The sequence below is a fragment of the Gordonia sihwensis NBRC 108236 genome (assembly GCF_000333035.1).
Lineage (GTDB): Bacteria > Actinomycetota > Actinomycetes > Mycobacteriales > Mycobacteriaceae > Gordonia > Gordonia sihwensis.
On the sequence record NZ_BANU01000003.1, the window covers coordinates 1 to 21,160 of the forward strand.

Below are 21,160 nucleotides of genomic sequence, written 5' to 3' on the forward strand. Positions count from 1 at the left end.
CGCAGCGGAGCGACGGAGCGTGTCGAGATTGCGGGTGGGTCTCGATGTGCCCGTGTCGCTTTGCTTCCCTCGGCTTTCTCGACGGGCCTGGATAACAGGGTTATCGAGTAGCGGAGGAGCGCAGCGACGGAGCGTATCGAGATCGCGCGGGTGTGTCTCGATGCGCCGTGTCGCGTCGCTCCCTTGGCTCGACGAGCCGGGGAGCAGGGGCACTCGTGCTCGGGCTATTCGGTGATCGAAGTCGACTTGATCTGCAGCGGGGTCTTCGGGAAACCGTTGGTGTCGGTGCCGATCGGACCCGGATCGATGCCGCCCGCGACCACCTTGTCGATGATCTTCATGCCGGCGTCGTCGACCTTGCCGACCACGGCGAGGGTCGGGGTGAGCTGGGTGTCCTTGGTCACGATGAAGAACTGGGCGCTGCCGGTGTTGGCGACGCCGTTCTGTTCGTCGTTCCGGTTCGCGATCGCGACGGTGCCGCGCGGGTAGACCACCGGGGGAGTCATGCCCATCTGCAACATCTGCGGGCTGATCTCGCCCTCTTTAAGGTTCGTGGGGTTCTCGTCGGGACTGCTCCAGCCGGGGGCGCCGGCGCCGGTGCGCGTCGGGTCGCCGCACTGCAGGATGTGGAGCTGATCGCTCTGCGCGAGCCGGTGGCAGTCGGTGCCGTCGTAGTAGTGGTTGTCGGAGAGCGAGACGATCGCGTTCACATTGCACGGCGCCTCGGAGCGGTCCAGGGTGATCGGCACCTGTCCGAGGTTGGTGTCCAGCGTCCATCCGACGGTGCCGGTGTTGAGCGTCCGGCTCTCCGGCATCGGGGAGGTGCGCAGCTTGCCTGCACCCTCGCGCATGAATGCGATGTACTGCTCGCCCTTGGCCTTCTGATCGGCCGGCGCGGTCTTGAGCTGCTCTTCGAGCGACTTGAGCTGCTGGTCCAGATCGTTGGGCGTCTTGGTGTACGTGCATTCGGTGTGCCGCTGGTCGTCCCAATGCCGGTAGTAGAAGTAGCCGCCGACGGCGACCGCGGCCAGCACCACCACGCTGCACACTGAGATGATCGTGATCCGCCGCTGCCGTGCGGCACGGCGCTCGCTCTCGAGCCGCTCTTCCAGCTTGCGGCGGGCAGCGTCGCGACGCTCTTCGTTGGACGACACGCTGGTGGAACCTCCTGTGCGGCATGTGGGACTGAGCACTGTCACGGCAGCGCGCCCCATGCTATCGCAGCGGTCTTCGGGGCCGATGAGACAATGGACTCCGACGTGTCGCCCTGCAGATCGCCGGGCGTTGACGAGGAGGTGTGCCACCGTGCTGATCGCCGGATTCCCCGCGGGCATGTTCCAGACCAACTGCTATCTGGTCGCCGAGGACCGGGGAAGCGACGCGGTCATCATCGATCCGGGCCAGGACGCGGCGCCCCAGGTTCGCGCGGCGCTCGCCGAATACGACCTGACGCCGGTGGCCGTCTTCCTGACCCACGGTCATCTCGACCACACCTGGAATGCCGCCGAACTCGCCGACGAGTATTCGATCCCGGTGTACATCCACGCCGACGACCGCCCGATGCTGACCGATCCCGGCATGGGCCTGGGCAGCGCGCTCTCGTCGATGATCGGCGACATGACCTTCGACGAACCGGAGAAGGTCATCGAGTTCGTCGACGGCGAGGACGTGGACGCGGCGGGAATCCGATGGTCGGTGGACCACGCGCCCGGGCACTCGCTGGGCAGTGTGCTGCTGACGCCGGACTCGGGTGAGGTCTGCTTCTCCGGCGACGTACTGTTCAATGGGTCGATCGGCCGGACCGACCTGCCCGGCGGCAGCCACCGCACGCTGCTCGAGTCGATCGCGGACAAGCTGATGGTGCGCGGCGACGACGTCGTGATCCTCCCGGGTCACGGACCCCAGACCACGATCGGAGCCGAGCGGGCCTCCAACCCGTTCCTGCTCGATCTTCCCGATGCGAACAAGAAAGGACGTTTCGGACTGTGAGTGGAGAATTTGCGGCGCCGAAAGGCATCCCCGACTACTTCCCGCCGGCCTCGGCGGACTTCCTCGCGGTACGGAACGCACTGACCGGCGCGGCGCACCGCGCGGGCTACGGGCACATCGAACTGCCGATCTTCGAGGACACCGCGCTCTTCGCCCGCGGCGTCGGCGAGTCGACCGACGTCGTCAGCAAGGAGATGTACACCTTCGCCGATCGCGGCGGCCGCTCGGTGACGCTGCGTCCGGAGGGCACGGCGGGCGTCATGCGCGCGGTGATCCAGCACGGTCTCGATCGCGGCCAGCTCCCGGTCAAGCTCTGCTACGCGGGCCCCTTCTTCCGGTATGAGCGGCCGCAGGCCGGCCGCTACCGCCAGCTCCAGCAGGTCGGGATCGAGGCCATCGGCGTCGACGACCCCGCGCTCGACGCCGAGGTGATCGCGGTGGCCGACGAGGGATACAAGCGTCTCGGTCTGTCCGGCTACCGACTCGAACTCACTTCGCTGGGCGACGACACCTGCCGCCCGCAGTACCGGGAAGCGTTGCAGCAGTTCCTGTTCGGTCTCGACCTCGACGAGGCGACGCGCGCGAGAGCGGAGATCAATCCGTTGCGCGTGCTCGACGACAAGCGGCCGGAGATCAAGGAGGCGACCGCGAGCGCGCCGCTGATGCTCGACCACCTGAGCGACTCGGCACGCGATCACTTCGAGCAGGTCCGGGGTCACCTCGACCGGCTGGGCGTCGAGTACGTGATCAATCCGCGCCTGGTGCGCGGGCTGGACTACTACACCAAGACCACCTTCGAGTTCGTCCACGACGGTCTCGGCGCGCAGTCGGGGATCGGCGGCGGTGGGCGCTACGACGGTCTGATGCGTCAGGTGGGAGGCAAGCAGGATCTCTCGGGCATCGGTTTCGGGATCGGCGTGGACCGGACGGTGCTGGCGCTGGAGGCCGAAGGCGTCTCGGTGGCCGGCGAAGGCCGGGTTCAGGTATTCGGCGTTCCCCTCGGAACCGCGGCCAAGAGTGAGTTGGTCTCGCTCGCAGCGCAGTTGCGTGCCGCGGGCGTCAGCGTCGACCTCGCCTACGGTGATCGCGGGCTGAAGGGCGCGATGAAGGCGGCCGACCGCTCGGGGGCCCGCCTCGCCCTGGTTCTCGGTGATCGCGAACTCGAGGAGCGCACGATCGAGCTCAAGGATCTGTCGAATGGCGAACAGCGCCGGATCGGCCTGGACGACGCGGTCGCGTCGGTGGTCGCCGCGCTGGCCTGAGCCGGCGCGATCAGAGGTCGTTGGTCGCGAAGGTGTCGCACCGGCGGGCGTCGCCGCCGTCGTAGCCGATCTTGAACCAGCGGACGCGCTGCGCCGCCGAACCGTGCGTCCAGCTCTCCGGGTTGGAGCGCGAGCCCTGGATGGTGTCGTCGCCGATGGCCTTGGCGCTCTGGATCACGGTCTCGATCTGCTCGTCGGACAGCGGTTCCAGCATTGCGTCGGGACCCTTGTCGGCATGATGTGCCCACACACCCGCGAGGCAGTCGGCCTGGAGTTCGATGCGCACCGAGCCGGCGTTGCCCATGCGCTGCCCCTTCGCCAGCACGCCGGTCAGGTTCTCGACGTGATGGCCGAACTCGTGCGCGACGACGTACTCCTGGGCCAGCGGACCGTCGGACCCGCCCATCCTCTTGAGGTCGGCGAAGAACGACGGATCGAAGTAGGCGGTCTCGTCGCCCGGACAGTAGAACGGCCCCATCGCCGACGACGCGGCGCCGCACGCCGTGTTCACGCTGCCGCTGAAGACCACCGTCTTGGGCTGGGTGTAGCCCGGCATCAGGTTCGACCACACCTTGTCGAGGCTGATCGTCGTGGCTTTGATGCGGCACGCGTCGTCGGTGTTGGCCATCTCGACGGTGCAACTGTCGAGATGGCGCTGCATCTCGGCGTTGTTCGAACCGGCGCCCGAACCGGCGACCTGCTGGTTCGACGACGAGTCCGAGCCTCCGCCGAGAATGTCCCCGGGGTTGATACCGAACAGCAGCGCCACGATCGCCACGACGATGCCGGCCGCGCCCCCGACGACCATGCGCCCGCCGCCTCCTCCCGAGCCGCCGGCGCTGACATTCCCGCCCTCGAGCGGGCCGCTCCCTCGAAACGTCATGGGCTTACAGTAGCCGCGACATCGGCGGCCGGCCGTGACGTCGATGCGACTGTCGCTTTGTCGGTGGGGGTCCGTAGAATCGGCTGGAACAGCGTGAACCCTGGCAGCTCTGTGCTGCGCAGAAGGAAGGAACCCAGTGCTCCGCACTCATTTCGCCGGATCGTTGCGTCGTGAGGACGCCTCGCAGACCGTCACCGTCGTCGGATGGGTGGCGCGCCGGCGCGACCACGGTGGAGTCGTCTTCATCGATCTGCGTGACTCGTCCGGTCTGGTGCAGGTGGTCTTCCGCGACGAACAGGTCGCCGAAGCGGCTCATCGGCTGCGCGCCGAGTACTGCGTCCAGGTCACCGGCGAGGTGGAGGTCCGGCCGGAAGGCAGCGAGAACGCCTCGCTCGCCTCCGGTGCGATCGAGATCAACGCCCGCGAACTCGTGGTCCTCAACGAGTCGGCTCCGCTCCCGTTCCAGCTCGACGAGCAGCCCGGCGAGGAGGCGCGACTGCGCCATCGCTACCTCGATCTGCGCCGCGAGGGACCGGCGAAGGCCATCCGGCTGCGCTCGCAGGTGAGTGCGGCGGCGCGGTCGGTGCTGGGTGCGCACGACTTCGTCGAGATCGAGACGCCGACGCTGACCCGGTCGACACCCGAGGGCGCCCGCGACTTCCTCGTGCCCGCGCGACTGCAGCCGGGATCGTTCTACGCACTGCCGCAGAGCCCGCAGCTGTTCAAGCAGTTGCTGATGGTCGCGGGCATGGAGCGGTACTACCAGATCGCACGCTGCTACCGGGACGAGGACTTCCGCGCCGACCGGCAGCCGGAGTTCACCCAGCTCGACATCGAGATGAGCTTCGTCGACGAGGACGACGTGATCGCCCTCGCCGAGGAGATCCTCGCGGCGCTGTGGAAGCTGATCGGCGTCGAGATCACCACGCCGATCCCGCGGATGACGTACGCGGACGCCATGCGGCGCTTCGGCAGCGACAAGCCCGATCTGCGCTTCGACATCGAACTCGTCGAGTGCACCGAGTTCTTCGCCGACACCCCGTTCCGCGTCTTCCAGGCGCCGTACGTCGGCGCCGTGGTGATGCCCGGCGGCGCGTCGCAGCCGCGCAGGCAGCTCGACGCCTGGCAGGAGTGGGCCAAGCAGCGCGGCGCCCGCGGCCTGGCGTACGTGCTGGTCCAGGAGGACGGCAGCCTCACGGGGCCGGTCTCGAAGAACATCTCCGACGCCGAGCGCGAAGGTCTGGCGGCTCACGTCGGAGCCCAGCCGGGCGACTGCGTCTTCTTCGCGGCCGGTGCGGTCAAGAGCTCGCGGGCGCTGCTGGGCGCGGCCCGCGGTGAGATCGCCGAGAAGCTCGGGCTCATCAAGGACGGCGACTGGGCGTTCACCTGGGTCGTCGACGCCCCGCTGTTCGAGCCGGCCGACGACGCCACGGCCGCCGGCGACGTCGCGGTGGGGACGGGCGCGTGGACTGCCGTCCACCACGCCTTCACCTCGCCGAAGCCCGAGTCGATGGATCTGCTCGAATCGAACCCCGGCGAGGCGCTGGCCTACGCCTACGACATCGTCTGCAACGGCAACGAGATCGGCGGCGGTTCGATCCGCATCCATCGTCGCGATGTGCAGGAGCGTGTCTTCAAGATCATGGGCATCAGCGAGGAGGACGCGCAGGAGAAGTTCGGCTTCCTGCTCGACGCCTTCTCGTACGGTGCGCCGCCGCACGGCGGCATCGCCTTCGGCTGGGACCGGATCACCGCACTGCTCGCCGGCGAGCCGTCGATCCGCGAGGTGATCGCCTTCCCGAAGTCGGGAGGCGGCATCGACCCGCTGACCGACGCTCCGGCGCCGATCACTCCCGAGCAGCGCAAGGAGACCGGCATCGACGCGAAGCCGCAGAAGCCGGAGAACAACTCGGACAAGAAGAAGGTGGACGAGGCCGGTGCGGCCGCCGGAACGAAGGCGTCCGAAGCCTGAGGAAGCCATGACTGTAATCGCTGACGAACGGATCACGTCAGTTCTGGAGGCCGCCGAAGGCGTCCTCGCCAAGCGCGCGGGCACCGCGGTGCGGCTCGACGGACCCGAGGACCTCGGCGGGACCGGGCGGTCCACCGTCATCCGGGCCCGCGTGCTCGACAACCCGGTGTCGCTGGACCGAACCGTCGTCGTCAAGGCCTTCGACCAGCAGACTCCCGCGTCGCAGGTGCTCCGCGAGATCGCGTCCTACCGTTATGCCACGGCGCTGCCCACCCGTTCGCGGCCCGGGCCCCAGCTCCTCGCCTCCGAACTGGAGGCGCGCATTCTGGTGCTCACCGACCTCGGCCACGGCCGGCCGATGGTGGAACTGCTCGGCTCCAACGACGCCGACGAGGTGGAACGGGGTGTGAGCGCGTGGGGGCAGGCGCTCGGCCGGATGCACGCCGCCACTCTCGGGGGCGAAGAGGACTTCCGCACCCTGATGCACATCAGCGGCAAGGACCGCGGCGGCACCGCCTCGCGCATCTTCGCCTCCGACGGCGGCATCGTCGACGAGGCCGCGGCCTCGGTGGACGCGTATGAGCAGATTCTCGAACGCATCGACGTCGAGTTGCCGGCAGGCGCCCGCGAGACGCTCGAGAACAGCCTGCGGCTGTTCGACGAAGGGGACTTCCGGGCGTTCAGTCCGGCCGACGTCGGCCCGGAGAACATTCTCATCAACGGTGACGGCGTCCAGTTCATGGATTACGAGTGGGGCGAGTTCCGCGATGCGGCACTCGATGTGGCGTACGCGCTCGCGACCTTCCCGGCCCGGCTCGCCGTCGATGTGGTGCCCGAGCGGCTCGAGTTGGAGAAGTCCCTCGCGGACGCCTGGCGCGGCGAGGTGAAGCCGCTGTGGCCGTCGATCAGCGATCGCGGCCTCGCCGAACGGATCTTCCACGCGCGTGCGCTGTGGGTGTGGCTGTCCACCTACTGGCTCATCCGCGGCGACTCCAGCGGACACGACTGGGCGCTGCACACCACGGACGCGCGCGTGGTGCTGTCCCGGTGGGCCGACCTCGCCGATTCGGGGGACTCGTACGACGTCGGCGGCGAGTTCATCGACGCCGCGGACCGGATGCAAGAGGCCCTGCGGATCTACTGGTTCGGGTGATCGGGAGCTGTGGACGACGGTCTGTTCGGGACACCGGACGATTCCGGTGACGCGGTCGAGTCCGGTGCGGCCGGTCGGCCCGCGCCGCCGCTCGCCGTCCGGATGCGTCCGGCGTCGCTCGATGAGATCGTCGGCCAGGAACATCTGCTCGGCGGGCGTTCGCCGCTGCGGCGGCTGATCGCCGGTTCGGGTGCCGCGTCGGTACTGCTCTACGGTCCGCCCGGCACCGGCAAGACCACGATGGCCTCGCTCATCAGCCAGGCCACCGGCGGTCGTTTCGAGGCGCTCTCGGCACTCTCGTCGGGCGTCAAGGAAGTCCGTGCCGTCATCGACATGGCCCGGCGACGGCTGGCGCACGGACAGCAGACGGTGCTGTTCATCGACGAGGTCCACCGGTTCTCGAAGACTCAGCAGGACGCGCTCCTCGACGCCGTGGAGAACCGGATCGTGCTGCTGGTGGCGGCGACCACGGAGAATCCGTCGTTCTCGGTGGTCGCGCCGCTGTTGTCGCGGTCGCTGGTGCTCCAGTTGCGGTCGCTGACCGACGACGACGTCGAGACCGTGCTGCGCCGGGCCGTCGCCGATCCGCGCGGCCTCGACGGCTCCGTGGAACTGTCCGACGAGGCGCTCGACCACCTGGTCGCGGTGGCGGGCGGTGACGCGCGGCGCGCGCTGACCGCACTGGAGGCGAGCGCGGACGCGGCCGAGGCCGGCGATGTGATCGAGGTCGCCGACGTGGAGGCCGCCATCGACCGCGCCGCGGTCCGCTACGACCGCGACGGCGATCAGCACTACGACGTCACGAGTGCCTTCATCAAGTCGATCCGCGGATCGGATGTCGACGCCGCGCTGCACTATCTGGCGAGGATGATCACCGCGGGGGAGGATCCCCGATTCATCGCGCGGCGATTGATGATCCACGCCAGTGAGGACATCGGCATGGCCGACCCGACGGCGCTGCAGGCGGCGGTCGCCGCCGCGCAGGTCGTGCAGATGGTTGGGATGCCCGAGGCGCAGCTCGCGTTGGCCCAGGCCACCGTCCATCTGGCGACCGCGCCGAAGTCCGGTGCGGTGACTTCGGCGCTGGGGAAGGCGATGACCGATGTGGCGGCGGGCAAGGCCGGCGCCGTCCCGCCGCACCTGCGCGACGGTCATTACGCGGGAGCCAAGAAGTTGGGCAACGCGATCGGATACCGGTTCCCGCACGACGACCCCGACGGGGTGCTGGCGCAGCAGTACGCACCGGACGCGCTCGTCGGCGTCGACTACTACGAGCCGACCGACCACGGATTCGAACGGGAACTCGCCCCGCGCGTGGGTCGTCTGCGCTCCATCGTGCGCGGGCTCACTTCCCGGGGGCGCTCCCGCAGGTGACGCGCCGGTGGGGCGTAAACTCGACTGTTGATTCTCTGCCCGACTTCTACGAAGGACACCGCCGCAGTGCAGACGCATGAAATCCGGAAGCGATTCCTGGATCACTTCATCCGCGCCGGACACACCGAGGTGCCGAGCGCCTCGCTGATTCTGGACGATCCGAACCTTCTGTTCGTCAACGCCGGCATGGTGCCTTTCAAGCCCTTCTTCCTCGGCGACCAGACACCGCCGTACACCCGCGCGACGAGCGTGCAGAAGTGCGTGCGCACCCTCGACATCGAAGAGGTCGGGATCACCACCCGCCACAACACCTTCTTCCAGATGGCGGGCAACTTCTCCTTCGGCGACTACTTCAAGCGCGAGGCGATCCGGTTCGCGTGGGAACTGCTGACCAATTCGGTCGAGGACGGCGGGTACGGCATCGACCCGACGCGGCTGTGGCCGACGGTGTACCTCGACGACGACGAGGCCGAGAGCATCTGGCGCGACGAGATCGGCGTGCCGTCCGAACGGATCCAGCGGCGCGGCATGGCCGACAACTACTGGTCGATGGGCGTGCCCGGACCGTGCGGTCCGTGTTCGGAGATCTTCTACGACCGCGGTCCCGAGTACGGCGTCGAAGGCGGTCCCGAGGCCGACGAGGACCGGTACATCGAGATCTGGAATCTCGTCTTCATGCAGAACGAACGCGGTGAGGGCACCAGCAAGGACGACTACGAGATCCTCGGTCCGCTGCCGAAGAAGAACATCGACACCGGCATGGGCATCGAGCGGGTCGCCTGCCTGCTGCAGGGCGTCGACAACGTTTACGAGACCGACCTGCTCAAGCCGATCATCGACCTCGCGTCCCGCCTCACCGGCCGCGAGTACGGAGCGGGCAAGCACGAGGACGACGTCCGCTTCCGCGTGGTCGCCGACCACGCCCGCACCGCGGCGATGCTGATCGGCGACGGTGTGGTTCCCGCGAACGACGGTCGCGGGTACGTGCTGCGCCGACTGCTGCGTCGCATCGTGCGGTCCATGCGGCTGCTGGGGTCGGGCACCACCGGCGGCGGCGAGGCCACGATGGAGCGGATCATCGCCGAAGTGATCGATGTGATGAGCCCGTCGTACCCCGAATTGGAGCAGCAGCGGGCCCACATCCTGTCGGTCGCGGTGGCCGAGGAGACCACCTTCGCCCGGACGCTGGCAGCGGGCTCCAAGCTGTTCTCGGAGGCGGCCGATGCCACCAAGAGGGCCGGAAGCACCTCGATCAGCGGCAGCGACGCCTTCACCCTCCACGACACCTACGGCTTCCCGATCGACCTGACCCTGGAGATGGCGGCCGAAGCGGGTCTGGAGGTGGACCGCGAGGGCTTCTCCGAGCTGATGGGCGAGCAGCGCCGCCGCGCGAAGGCCGATGCGAGTGCGCGCAAGTCGTCGCACGCCGACCAGTCGGTGTACCGCGAGTTCCTCGACCGCGGACCCACCGAGTTCACCGGTTTCGACGAACTGGTGTCGGAGGCTCGCGTACTGGGCCTGGTGGCCGACGGTCAGCGTGTCCGGTCCGCCGCCCCCGGCACCGAACTGGAACTGATCCTCGACCGCAGCCCCCTCTACGCCGAGTCGGGCGGCCAGATGGCCGACCGGGGAACGATCACCACCGGAGACGGTGTGCGGCTGGCCGTCCGAGACGTCCAGAAGGTCGGCAAGAAGGTGTGGCTGCACCGGGTGGTGGTCGACGAGGGCGAGATCGTCGAGGGCGACGAGGTGCTCGCCGCGGTGGACGCGGGCTGGCGTCACGGCGCCACTCAGGGGCATTCGGGGACGCACATGGTGCACGCCGCACTGCGGGAGGTCCTCGGTCCCACCGCCACCCAGGCCGGTTCGCTGAACCGTCCGGGTTACCTGCGTTTCGACTTCCATGCAGGCAGTGGGCTCACGGACGCTCAGCGCGAGGAGATCGAGCGGATCGCCAACCAGGCGGTGGAAGCCAACTACGCGGTGAACACCTTCGAGACCGATCTGGCGAAGGCCAAGGCGATGGGGGCCATGGCGCTGTTCGGCGAGAACTACGGTGACCGCGTCCGGGTGGTCGAGATCGGCGGACCGTTCTCGATGGAACTCTGCGGCGGCACCCATGTGGCGAGCTCGGCGCAGATCGGTCCGATCACGGTGATCGGCGAGTCGTCGGTCGGGTCGGGCACGCGCCGCGTCGAGGCATACGTCGGCATGGACTCCTTCCGCTACCTCTCGCGGGAGCGTGCCCTGATGGCCGGCCTGGCCGCGTCCCTCAAGGTGCCCTCCGAGGAGGTGCCCGATCGGGTCGAGCAGTTGGTCCTGAAGCTCAAGGAGGCCGAGAAGACCGTCGCGGCACTGCGGGCGGAGCAGTCCCGGGCAGCGGTCGCGGGCCTGATCGACGAGGCCGTCACCGTCGGTGACACGCTGCTCGTGGCGGCCCGCGTCGCGGACGGTGTGGACGCGAACGGCCTGCGCGGACTGGTGACCGACCTCCGTGGCCGCGTCGCCGACCGCAATGCGGTTGTCGCACTCTTCTCGTCGGCCGACGGCAAGGTCCCGTTCGCGATCGGCACCACCGACGCCGCGCGCGCGGCCGGTGTCAAGGCGGGCGACCTCGTGAAGGAACTGGCACCGCTGGTGTCGGGCCGGGGCGGCGGCAAGCCGGACCTGGCACAGGGCTCGGGCACCGACGCCGCGGGCATCGACGCCGCTCTGGCGCGGCTGCGCGAGGTCGTCGGCGGCCGGTGATCTCACCTCGCGGACGCCGCATCGCCATCGACGTGGGAAGCGTGCGCGTCGGGGTCGCGGTGTGCGACCCCGACGGAATCCTGGCGACCCCGGTCGAGACGGTCCGGCGCGCCAAGGACGGTTCCGACGTGGCGCGGATCGTGGAGATCATCGCCGAGTACGAGGCGATCGGCGTGGTGATCGGCCTGCCGCGGACACTGCGCGGCGAAGAGGGACCGGCGGTCCGTGCCGCGCGGTATTTCGGACGTCAACTGGCGGCCGAAGCCGACGGAGTCGCGATCGAGTTCTACGACGAGAGGCTCACCACAGTCACTGCGACTGCTGCGCTGCGTGCGTCGGGAGTGAAAGCGAAAGACGCGCGTGCCGTCGTGGATCAGGCTGCGGCTGTCGCTATCCTTCAGGGATGGCTCGACGCGCAACGATGAGCCGCCAGCCGACGAGGAGGAATCTCTCAAGTGTCTGACCAGGACGACCCGCGCAGCGAAGGATCCGGCGGACGATTGCCGTCTGACGGAGACCGGCGCCGCTACTTCGCGGAGTCGATGGGCGCCGGACAGTCGGGCAACCGGCATCGCCGCCGGCGTGCGCCCGGTGATCCGACGACGACGGGCAGCATTCCGATCGTCCGGGTGGGGGATTCACTGCCGGATCCGACGATCGAGTACCGGACCCCGGAGCCGCCTGCCGGCGAGCCGTCGCCGTACTTCCAGGTCCAGTACCGCCCGACCGAGGTGGAGGGGCTGAGCTTCACCGAACCGCGGACCTCGCCGCACTCGACGGAACCGCCGACGATCGTGAACCCGCCGGCACGTCACGCGCAGGAGCAGCAGACTCAGGTCCCGCAGACTCAGGTGCCCCAGACCGAGGTCCCACAGACTCAGGTCCCACAGGCTCAGCCGGTGCAACAACCCGAGCCGACCGGTCTCTTCGACATCCTGGATGTCACGCAGGACGACGTCACCCCGGGCGAGACCACCGGATCGCACGCCCGGTACGACGCGCCGCCGGCGGAGTACGCCGCCACCGACTATGCGCCGACCGACTATTCATCGGCTGAGTATGCGCCGGCCGACCATGCACCTGCCGAGTACGCGTCCGCGGACCCTCGAGCCGCGGGCACCGTGGGCCAGGACGTCGCGGCGGCGGGCTATGCGCCGGCCGGCGCCGCCGATGAGGACGCCGATCTCGTCGATCGTCCGATGCCCGCCCGCAAGCGCAACCGCAAGGTGGTCGTCGCCGTTCTGGCGATCCTCCTCGTGGTCATCCTGGTCCTGGCGGGCATCGCGCTGAAGGCGCTCGGCGTCTTCGACTCCAGCACCGACTACGACAGCAGCACCGGGCACGGCTCGGCGCTGGTGGAGATCCAGAGCGATGCGACGGTGCGTGACATCGGCGACACTCTCACCGACGCCGGCGTTGTCGGCAGCCGCAAGGCCTTCGTCAACGCCACCGGCAACGACACCGTCGCCGCGGGCTTCTACAAACTGCCCAAGGGCATCTCGGCCGAGGCGGCGGTGCAGAAGATGCAGGGCAGCGACAATCGCGTCGGTTTCATGGTGGTGCCCGAAGGTCTGCAGCTCGATACCAAGAAGGGCGTCGACGGCAAGACGACGCCGGGCATCTTCCAGCGGATCGCCGACGCGACGACGGTGAAGACCGACGATCAGACCTACGGGGTCACCGTCGATCAGCTGATGGAGGCCGCCGCGACCGCCAGCGCCACCGAACTCGGCATCCCGTCGTGGGCGCTCGAGGCGTTCAACCGGCTCGGCAACGACCATCGCCGGATCGAGGGGCTCATCGCCTCGGGTGCGTGGGAGGATCTCGACCCGCGGATGTCCGCCGTGGAGATACTGCACACCCTGATCACCAACTCCGACAAGCGCTTCACGGCATGGGGCCTGCAGTCCGACAACAACACCGGACTCACGCCCTACCAGAACCTGGTGACGGCGTCGATCGTCGAACGCGAGGCGAACAAGGACGAGGACTTCCCCAAGGTCGCCCGCGTGATCTTGAACCGGCTCAAGGCCGGACAGCGGCTGGAGATGGATTCGACGATCAACTACACCGCGGCCGTCACGGACGTCGATGTGCGCGGTGACGTCTACAAGGACGAGAACGCCTGGAACACCTACCAGCACGAGGGCTTGCCGATCACACCGATCGGTGCGGTCGGTGAGCGTGCGCTCCACGCCACGCTGAATCCCGCCAGCGGCGACTGGCTGTACTTCGTCACCGTCGACAAGCAGGGCACCACGCTGTTCTCGAAGACCTTCGACCAGCACAAGAAGAACCGTCAGGTGGCGTGCAAGAACAAGCTCCTGACCACCGGCTGCGAATGACGGGCGAGAATCCCGTGGACCCCGTACCACGCAAGGCCGCGGTGCTCGGCTCGCCGGTGGCGCACTCCAAGTCCCCGGCGCTGCACCGTGCGGCCTACCGGGCGCTGGGTCTGCGAGGCTGGACGTACGAGGCCATCGACACCACGGCGGAGCAGCTTCCCGACCGTGTCTCCCGCGCGGGTGCCGAATGGATCGGTTTCTCGGTGACCATGCCCGGCAAGCTCGCGGCGCTGGCCTTCGCCGACGAGCGGACGCGCCGAGCCGAATTGATCGGATCGGCCAACACCCTGGTGCGCACCGACGCCGGGTGGCGGGCCGACTGCACCGACGTGGACGGGATGACCGGCGCGCTGGCAGCGGCCGGACTCCCCGCCGGGGCATCGCGAGCCGTGGTGATAGGCGCGGGCGGAACCGCGCTGCCGACGCTCGCGGCGCTGGCCGACGCCGGCGTCTCAGCGGTGTCGATCGTCGCACGCAGTGCCCAGCGGGCGCGCGGCGCGTGCGACCTCGCCGAGCAACTCGGCCTGTCGGTGGAGGTGGTGCCCTTCGACGGCGGCGCGACGGTGCGTCAGGCGTGCGCGGCCGCCGACGTCACCGTGTCGACGGTGCCGGCGCCGGCCGCCGAGGCGCTGATTCCGGCGGTGACCGCCACGCCGCGCCTGATCGACGTGATCTACGACCCGTGGCCGACGCCGCTCGCCGCCGCGACGGCCGCCGCCGGAGGCACCGTGGTCGGGGGACTGGTGATGTTGTTGAACCAGGCCTACAGCCAGGTGGAGCAGTTCACCGGCAGACCTGCCCCGAAGGCCGCCATGGCTGCGGCGGTCGGTCTGGCGCTCTGAGTCGACCCCCGTCGGGCGCCGGGGCCTGTGGATCGGGTGATTGTCGCGGTCCACAGGGGACGGGGACGCTCGAGCGATGGTCCCCGAACTCCTGGCAGCCGCCTGGCTTCTGCTCGTCGCCGCGATCGACCGCCGGACCGGGCGCATCCCGAACTCCCTGGTCGTTCCTGCGATGGTGGGCACCGCCGCCGTGGCGGTGTGTCTGCCCGTCGTCGGAGCATCGGCGGCGGTCGCCGTCGTGCCGTATGTGCTGGCCTTCGCGCGCGGACACTGCGGTGGCGGCGACGTCAAGCTCGCCGTGCCGTGCGGCGCGTTGGTCGGTGAACCGATCGTGAGCGGCCTCGTCGTGGTGGCGGCGGCGGTGATCTCCCTCGTGACCTGCGGTGTCGCCAGAAAGACCAGCCTGCCGCACGGGCCCGCCCTCGCGGCGTCGACCATCCTCTTCCTGCTGCTGACATGACCGGTGCGCGGCGGCGGAACCGTCCGGAGTGCCTGCCTGTGCCGCCGGTGGACCCTTCTGGAACAATTGACCATTGTGTTGCGCTGGATAACTGCCGGAGAATCCCATGGCCCGGCCCTGGTGGCCCTCGTCGAGGGGATGGTCGCCGGAGTGGAGATCACCTCGTCCGACATCGCCGAACAACTGGCCCGCCGCCGGCTGGGCTACGGCCGCGGCGCCCGTATGAAGTTCGAGGCCGACAAGGTCACGATGATCGGCGGAGTCCGCCACGGGCTGACGATGGGCGGCCCGGTGGCCGTCGAGATCGGCAACACCGAGTGGCCCAAGTGGGAACAGGTGATGTCGGCCGATCCGGTCGACGCCGAGGAACTCGAGGGCAGCGCGCGCAATGCGGCGCTGACCCGTCCGCGACCCGGGCACGCCGACTACTCCGGCATGCTGAAGTACGGCTTCGACGACGCCCGTCCGGTGCTGGAGCGGGCGAGCGCACGGGAGACGGCGGCGCGCGTCACCGCGGGCACGGTGGCCCGGAACTTCCTGCGGCAGGTCTTCGGCATCGAGATCGTCTCGCACGTCGTCTCGATCGGTGCGAGTACGCCGTACGACGGTCCCGCGCCGACCGCCGCCGATCTGTCGGCGATCGACGAGAGCCCGGTCCGCGCCTTCGGCAAGGACGCCGAGCAGTCGATGATCGACGAGATCGAGGCCGCCAAGCGCGACGGTGACACGCTCGGCGGCGTCGTCGAGGTGATCGCCACGGGTGTCCCGATCGGACTCGGCTCCCACGTCAGCGGCGAGACCAGGCTCGATGCTCGGCTGGCCGCGGCCCTGATGGGCATCCAGGCCATCAAGGGCGTCGAGGTCGGTGACGGCTTCGAGACGGCGCGGCGTCGCGGCAGCCAGGCCCACGACGAGATGGTCCCCGGAGCCGATGGGGTGCTTCGCTCCACCAATCGTGCGGGCGGGCTGGAAGGCGGGATGACCAACGGCGAGTCGGTCCGTGTCCGGGCCGCGATGAAGCCGATCTCGACGGTCCCTCGGGCGCTGTCGACCGTCGACATGACCACGGGCGAGCCCGCCACCGCCATCCACCAGCGCAGCGACGTGTGCGCCGTGCCCGCCGCGGGTGTGGTCGCCGAGGCGATGGTCGCGCTGGTGCTGGCACAGGCGGCGCTGGAGAAGTTCGGCGGCGACTCGGTCTCCGAGACCGCCGCCAACCTGCGCAGCTACCTCGACGTGATCGAGAGCCGTCCGCCGCACCCGCAGTCGTGACGGCACAGGCCACCGGCCGTCCGGCCGCGGTTCTCGTCGGCCCGATGGGAGCGGGCAAGTCGACCGTCGGCCGCGCACTGGCCAACGCTCTCGGCGTCGCCTTCTGCGACACCGACGACGAACTCGAACGCCGCTCCGGCAGAAGCATCCCGGACATCTTCGCCGCCGACGGCGAACCGGCCTTCCGCCGGCTGGAGGCCGAGGTCGTCACCGACGTTCTGGGCCGGTTCGACGGTGTGGTCTCGCTGGGCGGAGGAGCGGTGATGACCGACACGATCCGCGAAGCGCTCGCCGGCCACGCCGTGGTGTATCTCAGGGTCGGCGCCGACACCGGGTTCGCGCGCGTCGCTGCGTCCGACCGACCGTTGCTCGCCGACCCCGACCCACGTCGGCGCTATGCGGACCTGCTGTCGCGCCGAGAACCGACCTATCGCGCCGTCGCGGCCGTCGAGGTGGACGCGGCCCGGAACCCGCAGACTGTCGTCGACGACATCCGGGCCCGACTGCAGGCGGTGCGGGCCGACCAATGAACGCCGACCAATGAACATGGGAGATCAGGCATGACCGAACCGGTGAAGGTCGCCGTCCGCGCGGCGAGTCCCTACGACGTGACGATCGGCCGGGGTCTGCTCTCCGACGTCGCCGAAGCGGCGCAGGGCGCCGATCGCGTGACGATCGTCTATCAGCCGACCCTCAAGGCCACCGCCGAGCAGATCCGCGAGTATCTGGCCGAACAGGGCTTCGATGCGCATCGCGTCGAGATCCCGGACGCCGAGGAGGGCAAGGATCTCTCCGTCGCCTCCTTCTGCTGGGAGGTCTTCGGACGCATCGGCATGATGCGCAACGACAAGGTCATCAGCCTGGGCGGCGGTGCCGCCACCGACCTCGCCGGTTTCGTGGCCGCGACGTGGATGCGGGGGATCGGCGTCATCCACGTGCCGACCACGCTGCTGGCGATGGTCGACGCCGCGGTGGGCGGCAAGACCGGCATCAACACCGATGCCGGAAAGAACCTCGTCGGGTCGTTCCACGAGCCCGACGCCGTGCTCATCGATCTCGCGACGCTGGAGACGGTCCCGCACAACGAGGTCGTCGCCGGGCTCGCCGAGGTCATCAAGACCGGATTCATCGCCGATCCGGTGATCCTCGACATGATCGAAGCCGACCCCGGTGCCGCCCTCGACCCGAAGGGGACGGTCCTGCCGGAGCTGATCCGCCGGTCGGTCCAGGTGAAGGCCGACGTCGTGTCCGCGGATCTGAAGGAGTCCTCACTGCGGGAGATCCTCAACTACGGTCACACGCTCGGCCACGCGATCGAACGCCGTGAACGCTACAAGTGGCGTCACGGGGCCGCGATCTCCGTCGGCATGGTCTTCGCCGCCGAACTCGGGCGGCTCGCGGGCCGGCTCGACGACGAGACCGCCGACCGCCATCGCCGGATCCTCGAACTCGTGGGTCTGCCCACGACCTACGACGAGGACGCGCTCGGCGAACTCCTCAAGACGATGGCCGGCGACAAGAAGAACCGGTCGGGCATGCTCCGATTCGTGGTGCTCGACGGTCTGGCGAAGCCGGGCCGTCTGGAGGCTCCGGACCCGTCGCTGATCGCGGCCGCCTACTCGGCCGTCGCCTCCGGCGGAGCCTCGGGCCCCGCCCCGATCATGCTGTGAGCGGTTCGAGGGTGGGATGATTTCGACTCGCTCCGCTCGCTCAACCACCCTGGATGTGAAGTGCCCACCGGCAGGCCGGCTGAGCTGGCTGCCCGGCAGGCTGGTTGAGCGGGCCGCTCCTTAGGCTTGTTGAGCGGGCCGCCCGGCAGGCTGATTGCGCGCGCTGCTCCTCAGGCTGGCTGAGCGGGCTGCTCCTTAGGCTGGTTGAGCGGGCTGCCCGGCAGGCTGGTTGAGCGGGCTGATCCTTAGGCTTGTTGAGCGAGCGAAGCGAGTCGAAACCCCCTCACAGCACAAACAACAGCGGGCCGGGAACCTCGAAGGTTCCCGGCCCGCCGTCGTGGAGACGATGCTCAGGCAGTGGTCGCCAGCTGAGCGGTCTGCGCTTCTGCTGCTTCCTGCGCCTTCAACTCGGCCTTCCGCTGGTCGCGGCGGACGAAGAAGCGCCCGAGGCTGACGCCGAAGAACGCCGGCAGGTAGACGATGAGGGTGATGAACGAGACGCCGGCGGTCATCTCGATCCAGAAGGAGGCCTGGCCGATACCGTTCAGCCAGAAGGTTCCGAGGATCCAGCACACGAGGCACGACACGACGGCGGCCACGAGGCCGACCTTGAGCCAGCGCATCGTGAGATCCTCGTAGTCGTCGGGGTCGCTGTGCGCGCGGGCGTCCCTGATGCCGTCGTATCCGCCCCAGATCACCGCGATCAGCACCACGGCGATCACCGCGAGCCAGCGTCCGAGTGGCGAGGACAGAGGTGCCGTGATGACGACGACACCGAGAATGATTCGGGCGGCGATGTGCACAATCGACATCACGGCGCCACGCAGTAGCCACGAACTCATGGATGCACCATACCGGGGAGGAACATGTTCAACAACGCTGACATGCGGAAAGAACCGGCGCACGCCGAGGCCGGCGCGACGATCGCGGCCAGGCGCGCTCGATTGTCCCGGGCATTGGGAGACGACGCGGCGGGGGACCAGGTGGACGCGATCGTCGTGTCGAACCTGGTCAACGTGCGTTACCTCACAGGTTTCACCGGCAGCAACGCGGCGGTCCTCGTCTGGGCCGAGCGGCCGGAGCGGCCCGAGGACACGATCTCGACGGACGGCAGATATGTGTCGCAGGTGGCCGCACAGGTACCCGACCTGCCGGCGCTGATCGCCCGCGACTGCCCGCGCGCCCTCGTCGAGCACGCCGCCGGCCTGCGCCCGCGCGTTCGGATCGGCATCGAGGCGGACGCGATGTCGGTGGCGGCGTTCACCGACCTGTCGCAGCACGCCGGCGCGGAACTGGTCCCGCTGCGCGGAACTGTGGAAGCGCTGCGCGCGGTCAAGGACGCCGGTGAAGTGGAATTGATCACGTCAGCGTGCCGGATCGGCGACGAGGCCCTCGCCGCTCTGATCGAACGCGACGCGATCGTCCCGGGCCGCACCGAGCGCGCCGTGGCGCGCGACCTCGAGTGGGAGATGTACGTGCGCGGCGCCGACGCCATCGCCTTCGAGACGATCGTCGCCGCCGGGCCGAACTCGGCGATCCCGCACCATCGCCCCACCGATGCGGTGCTCGCCGACGGCGACCTGGTCAAGATGGATTTCGGCGCGGTCGCCGGCGGCTATCACTCGGACATGACCCGCACGTATGTGCTGGGGGCCGCGGCGGCGTGGCAACGCGAGATCTACGAGATCGTCGAGGCCGCGCAGCTCGCCGGCCGCGAGGCCCTCGTTCCCGGCGCCGACCTGGCGGGGGTCGACGCCGTCGCCCGCGAGGTGATCGCGGACGCGGGGTACGGCGAGTACTACGTGCACGGTCTGGGGCACGGGGTGGGGTTGGAGATCCACGAAGGTCCGGGAATCGGGGCCGCCGCGAGCGGTACACTGCCTGTCGGCGCAACGGTCACCGTTGAACCCGGGATCTACGTGCCCGGGCGCGGCGGCGTGCGGATCGAAGACACCCTGGTGGTCACCGATGCCGGACCGCGATTGCTGACGACCACCCCGAGGGCGCTCCGCGCCCTGTGACTTTCCGAGGAGACAACACATATGGCGTCGACCGCCGACTTCAAGAACGGCCTCGTCCTCAAGATGGAGGGCGACCAGCTCTGGCAGATTCTGGAGTTCCAGCACGTGAAGCCGGGCAAGGGCCCCGCGTTCGTGCGCACCAAGATCAAGAACGTCCTGTCGGGCAAGATCGTCGACAAGACCTTCAACGCCGGAGTCAAGGTGGAGACGGCGACCGTCGACCGTCGCGACATGACCTACCTGTACAACGACGGCACCGACTACGTCTTCATGGACGGCGAGACCTTCGACCAGATCACCATCGCCCCCGAGGTCATCGGCGACGGTGCGCGCTTCCTGCTGGAGAACATGACCGTCCAGGTCTCGACCCACGAGGGCGCGCCGCTGTCGGTGGAGCTCCCGGTCACCGTCGAACTCGAGGTCCAGCACACCGACCCGGGTCTGCAGGGCGATCGATCCACCGGCGGCTCCAAGCCCGCCACGCTGGAGACCGGCGCCGAGGTCCAGGTGCCGCTGTTCATCAACACCGGCGACAAGCTGAAGATCGATTCCCGCGACGGCAGCTACCTCGGCCGCGTCAACAGCTGACACACCGCACCACCGACGTTCCCCGAGCAAGACAGGCACTGCGACTCACGTGAAGAAACCCGGTACCCGCCACAAGGCGCGCAAGCGCGCGGTGGACCTTCTGTTCGAGGCGGAAGCCAAGGGCGTGAAGGCCACCCAGCTGATCGCTGAGCGGCGCGAGATCTACCCCACCGACGACAGCGTCGGAACGATGTACGAGTACACCGTGCGCGTCGTCGAGGGTGTCACCACGGACGCCTCCCAGGTGGACGCCGTGATCGAGTCGCATCTGGAGAACTGGAAGCTGCACCGGCTCCCGGCGGTCGACCGCGCCATTCTGCGGCTGGCCGTCTGGGAGCTGCTGTACGCGACCGACGTCGACATCGACGTCGTGCTCGACGAGGCCGTCGAGCTCGCCAAGGAGCTCTCGACGGACGATTCCCCGTCGTTCGTCAACGGCGTCCTCGGCAAGGTCGCCGAACTGGCCCCTCAGGTCAGGGCGGCGGCCTCGGCGGAGTAGACTGGCTGCTCGAGAGCAAGTTCTGGCTCGACAAGAGAATTTCCTTTAACGACCCGTCCAGTGAGGCGGAGAAGGAGGTCGA

19 protein-coding genes are annotated in these 21,160 nt (G+C 68.9%); 16 read left to right on the forward strand and 3 right to left on the reverse strand.

What is annotated here, in order from left to right; genetic code table 11:
• Window positions 1-224: 224 nt before the first annotated feature.
• Window positions 225-1,154 (reverse strand): peptidylprolyl isomerase, encoded by a 930-nt coding sequence (locus GSI01S_RS02525; protein ID WP_006894782.1) that lies wholly within the window; start codon window positions 1,152-1,154, stop codon window positions 225-227.
• Window positions 1,155-1,305: 151 nt separating this feature from the next.
• Between GSI01S_RS02525 and GSI01S_RS02530 the strand changes: the two genes are divergently transcribed.
• Together GSI01S_RS02530 and hisS are read left to right on the forward strand one after the other, a co-directional pair.
• On the forward strand, window positions 1,306-1,989 hold the full coding sequence (locus tag GSI01S_RS02530) for an MBL fold metallo-hydrolase (protein WP_006894783.1): 684 nt from the start codon (window positions 1,306-1,308) through the stop codon (window positions 1,987-1,989).
• Window positions 1,986-3,251, forward strand: a complete 1,266-nt coding sequence (gene hisS / locus GSI01S_RS02535) for a histidine--tRNA ligase (RefSeq protein WP_006894784.1) — start codon at window positions 1,986-1,988, stop codon at window positions 3,249-3,251. Before GSI01S_RS02530 ends, hisS begins: the two co-directional genes overlap by 4 nt.
• A 10-nt stretch (window positions 3,252-3,261) precedes the next feature.
• Here hisS and ypfJ read toward each other — a convergent pair whose 3' ends face one another.
• Window positions 3,262-4,134, reverse strand: coding sequence for a KPN_02809 family neutral zinc metallopeptidase (gene ypfJ / locus GSI01S_RS02540; RefSeq protein WP_039866765.1), 873 nt, complete (start codon window positions 4,132-4,134; stop codon window positions 3,262-3,264).
• 136 nt (window positions 4,135-4,270) lie between these two features.
• Between ypfJ and aspS the strand changes: the two genes are divergently transcribed.
• The 11 genes from aspS to aroB all read left to right on the forward strand — a co-directional run bounded on the left by aspS (window position 4,271) and on the right by aroB (window position 17,970).
• Entirely contained in the window at window positions 4,271-6,106 is a 1,836-nt protein-coding gene (gene aspS, locus GSI01S_RS02545; protein WP_006894786.1) for an aspartate--tRNA ligase, read from the forward strand.
• Between the two features lie 7 nt (window positions 6,107-6,113).
• Entirely contained in the window at window positions 6,114-7,259 is a 1,146-nt protein-coding gene (locus GSI01S_RS02550) for a phosphotransferase (RefSeq protein WP_006894787.1), read from the forward strand.
• Between the two features lie 9 nt (window positions 7,260-7,268).
• On the forward strand, window positions 7,269-8,633 hold the full coding sequence (locus GSI01S_RS02555) for a replication-associated recombination protein A (RefSeq protein WP_006894788.1): 1,365 nt from the start codon (window positions 7,269-7,271) through the stop codon (window positions 8,631-8,633).
• A 66-nt stretch (window positions 8,634-8,699) separates the two neighbouring features.
• A complete protein-coding gene (gene alaS / locus GSI01S_RS02560; protein WP_006894790.1) occupies window positions 8,700-11,381 on the forward strand; it encodes an alanine--tRNA ligase in 2,682 nt (893 codons plus the stop codon).
• Window positions 11,378-11,806 carry a Holliday junction resolvase RuvX gene (gene ruvX / locus GSI01S_RS02565; protein ID WP_006894791.1) on the forward strand — a complete coding sequence of 143 codons (429 nt, stop codon included), beginning with the start codon at window positions 11,378-11,380 and terminating at the stop codon, window positions 11,804-11,806. The genes alaS and ruvX overlap by 4 nt, the downstream gene beginning before the upstream one ends.
• Window positions 11,807-11,836: 30 nt before the next feature.
• Complete coding sequence (gene mltG / locus GSI01S_RS02570; protein ID WP_006894792.1) at window positions 11,837-13,726, forward strand: endolytic transglycosylase MltG; 1,890 nt, start codon at window positions 11,837-11,839, stop codon at window positions 13,724-13,726.
• Window positions 13,723-14,568, forward strand: a complete 846-nt coding sequence (locus tag GSI01S_RS02575) for a shikimate dehydrogenase (protein WP_006894793.1) — start codon at window positions 13,723-13,725, stop codon at window positions 14,566-14,568. The genes mltG and GSI01S_RS02575 overlap by 4 nt, the downstream gene beginning before the upstream one ends.
• Before the next feature lie 76 nt (window positions 14,569-14,644).
• Entirely contained in the window at window positions 14,645-15,028 is a 384-nt protein-coding gene (locus tag GSI01S_RS02580; RefSeq protein ID WP_006894794.1) for a prepilin peptidase, read from the forward strand.
• 57 nt (window positions 15,029-15,085) lie between these two features.
• Window positions 15,086-16,300, forward strand: a complete 1,215-nt coding sequence (aroC, locus tag GSI01S_RS02585) for a chorismate synthase (RefSeq protein WP_039866780.1) — start codon at window positions 15,086-15,088, stop codon at window positions 16,298-16,300.
• A complete protein-coding gene (locus tag GSI01S_RS02590) occupies window positions 16,297-16,830 on the forward strand; it encodes a shikimate kinase (protein WP_006894798.1) in 534 nt (177 codons plus the stop codon). Before aroC ends, GSI01S_RS02590 begins: the two co-directional genes overlap by 4 nt.
• Window positions 16,831-16,860: 30 nt before the next feature.
• Window positions 16,861-17,970, forward strand: coding sequence for a 3-dehydroquinate synthase (gene aroB, locus GSI01S_RS02595; protein ID WP_006894799.1), 1,110 nt, complete (start codon window positions 16,861-16,863; stop codon window positions 17,968-17,970).
• A gap of 350 nt (window positions 17,971-18,320) precedes the next feature.
• Here aroB and GSI01S_RS02600 read toward each other — a convergent pair whose 3' ends face one another.
• The gene (locus GSI01S_RS02600; RefSeq protein WP_006894800.1) at window positions 18,321-18,812 is read right to left on the reverse strand and encodes a B-4DMT family transporter; all 492 of its coding nucleotides are present in this window, start codon (window positions 18,810-18,812) and stop codon (window positions 18,321-18,323) included.
• 24 nt (window positions 18,813-18,836) lie between these two features.
• On the opposite strand from GSI01S_RS02600, the gene GSI01S_RS02605 reads away from it, so the two are divergent.
• From GSI01S_RS02605 to nusB, 3 genes are read left to right on the forward strand one after another with little or no spacing between them, the layout of a single operon-like run.
• Entirely contained in the window at window positions 18,837-19,991 is a 1,155-nt protein-coding gene (locus tag GSI01S_RS02605; RefSeq protein ID WP_081598055.1) for an aminopeptidase P family protein, read from the forward strand.
• 21 nt (window positions 19,992-20,012) lie between these two features.
• Entirely contained in the window at window positions 20,013-20,579 is a 567-nt protein-coding gene (gene efp / locus GSI01S_RS02610; RefSeq protein WP_006894802.1) for an elongation factor P, read from the forward strand.
• A gap of 49 nt (window positions 20,580-20,628) precedes the next feature.
• Window positions 20,629-21,078: a transcription antitermination factor NusB gene (gene nusB / locus GSI01S_RS02615; RefSeq protein ID WP_006894803.1), complete on the forward strand. Its 450-nt coding sequence runs from the start codon at window positions 20,629-20,631 to the stop codon at window positions 21,076-21,078.
• The last annotated feature ends 82 nt before the right edge of the window (window positions 21,079-21,160 follow it).

Coding starts and splice junctions, on each gene's coding strand:
- aroB (WP_006894799.1), top strand. CDS start 16,861: ATGACCGAACCGGTGAAGGTCGCCGTCCGCGCGGCGAGTCCCTACGAC.
- GSI01S_RS02575 (WP_006894793.1), top strand. CDS start 13,723: ATGACGGGCGAGAATCCCGTGGACCCCGTACCACGCAAGGCCGCGGTG.
- ypfJ (WP_039866765.1), bottom strand. CDS start 4,134: ATGACGTTTCGAGGGAGCGGCCCGCTCGAGGGCGGGAATGTCAGCGCC.
- efp (WP_006894802.1), top strand. CDS start 20,013: ATGGCGTCGACCGCCGACTTCAAGAACGGCCTCGTCCTCAAGATGGAG.
- GSI01S_RS02550 (WP_006894787.1), top strand. CDS start 6,114: ATGACTGTAATCGCTGACGAACGGATCACGTCAGTTCTGGAGGCCGCC.
- GSI01S_RS02580 (WP_006894794.1), top strand. CDS start 14,645: ATGGTCCCCGAACTCCTGGCAGCCGCCTGGCTTCTGCTCGTCGCCGCG.
- GSI01S_RS02600 (WP_006894800.1), bottom strand. CDS start 18,812: ATGAGTTCGTGGCTACTGCGTGGCGCCGTGATGTCGATTGTGCACATC.
- GSI01S_RS02605 (WP_081598055.1), top strand. CDS start 18,837: ATGTTCAACAACGCTGACATGCGGAAAGAACCGGCGCACGCCGAGGCC.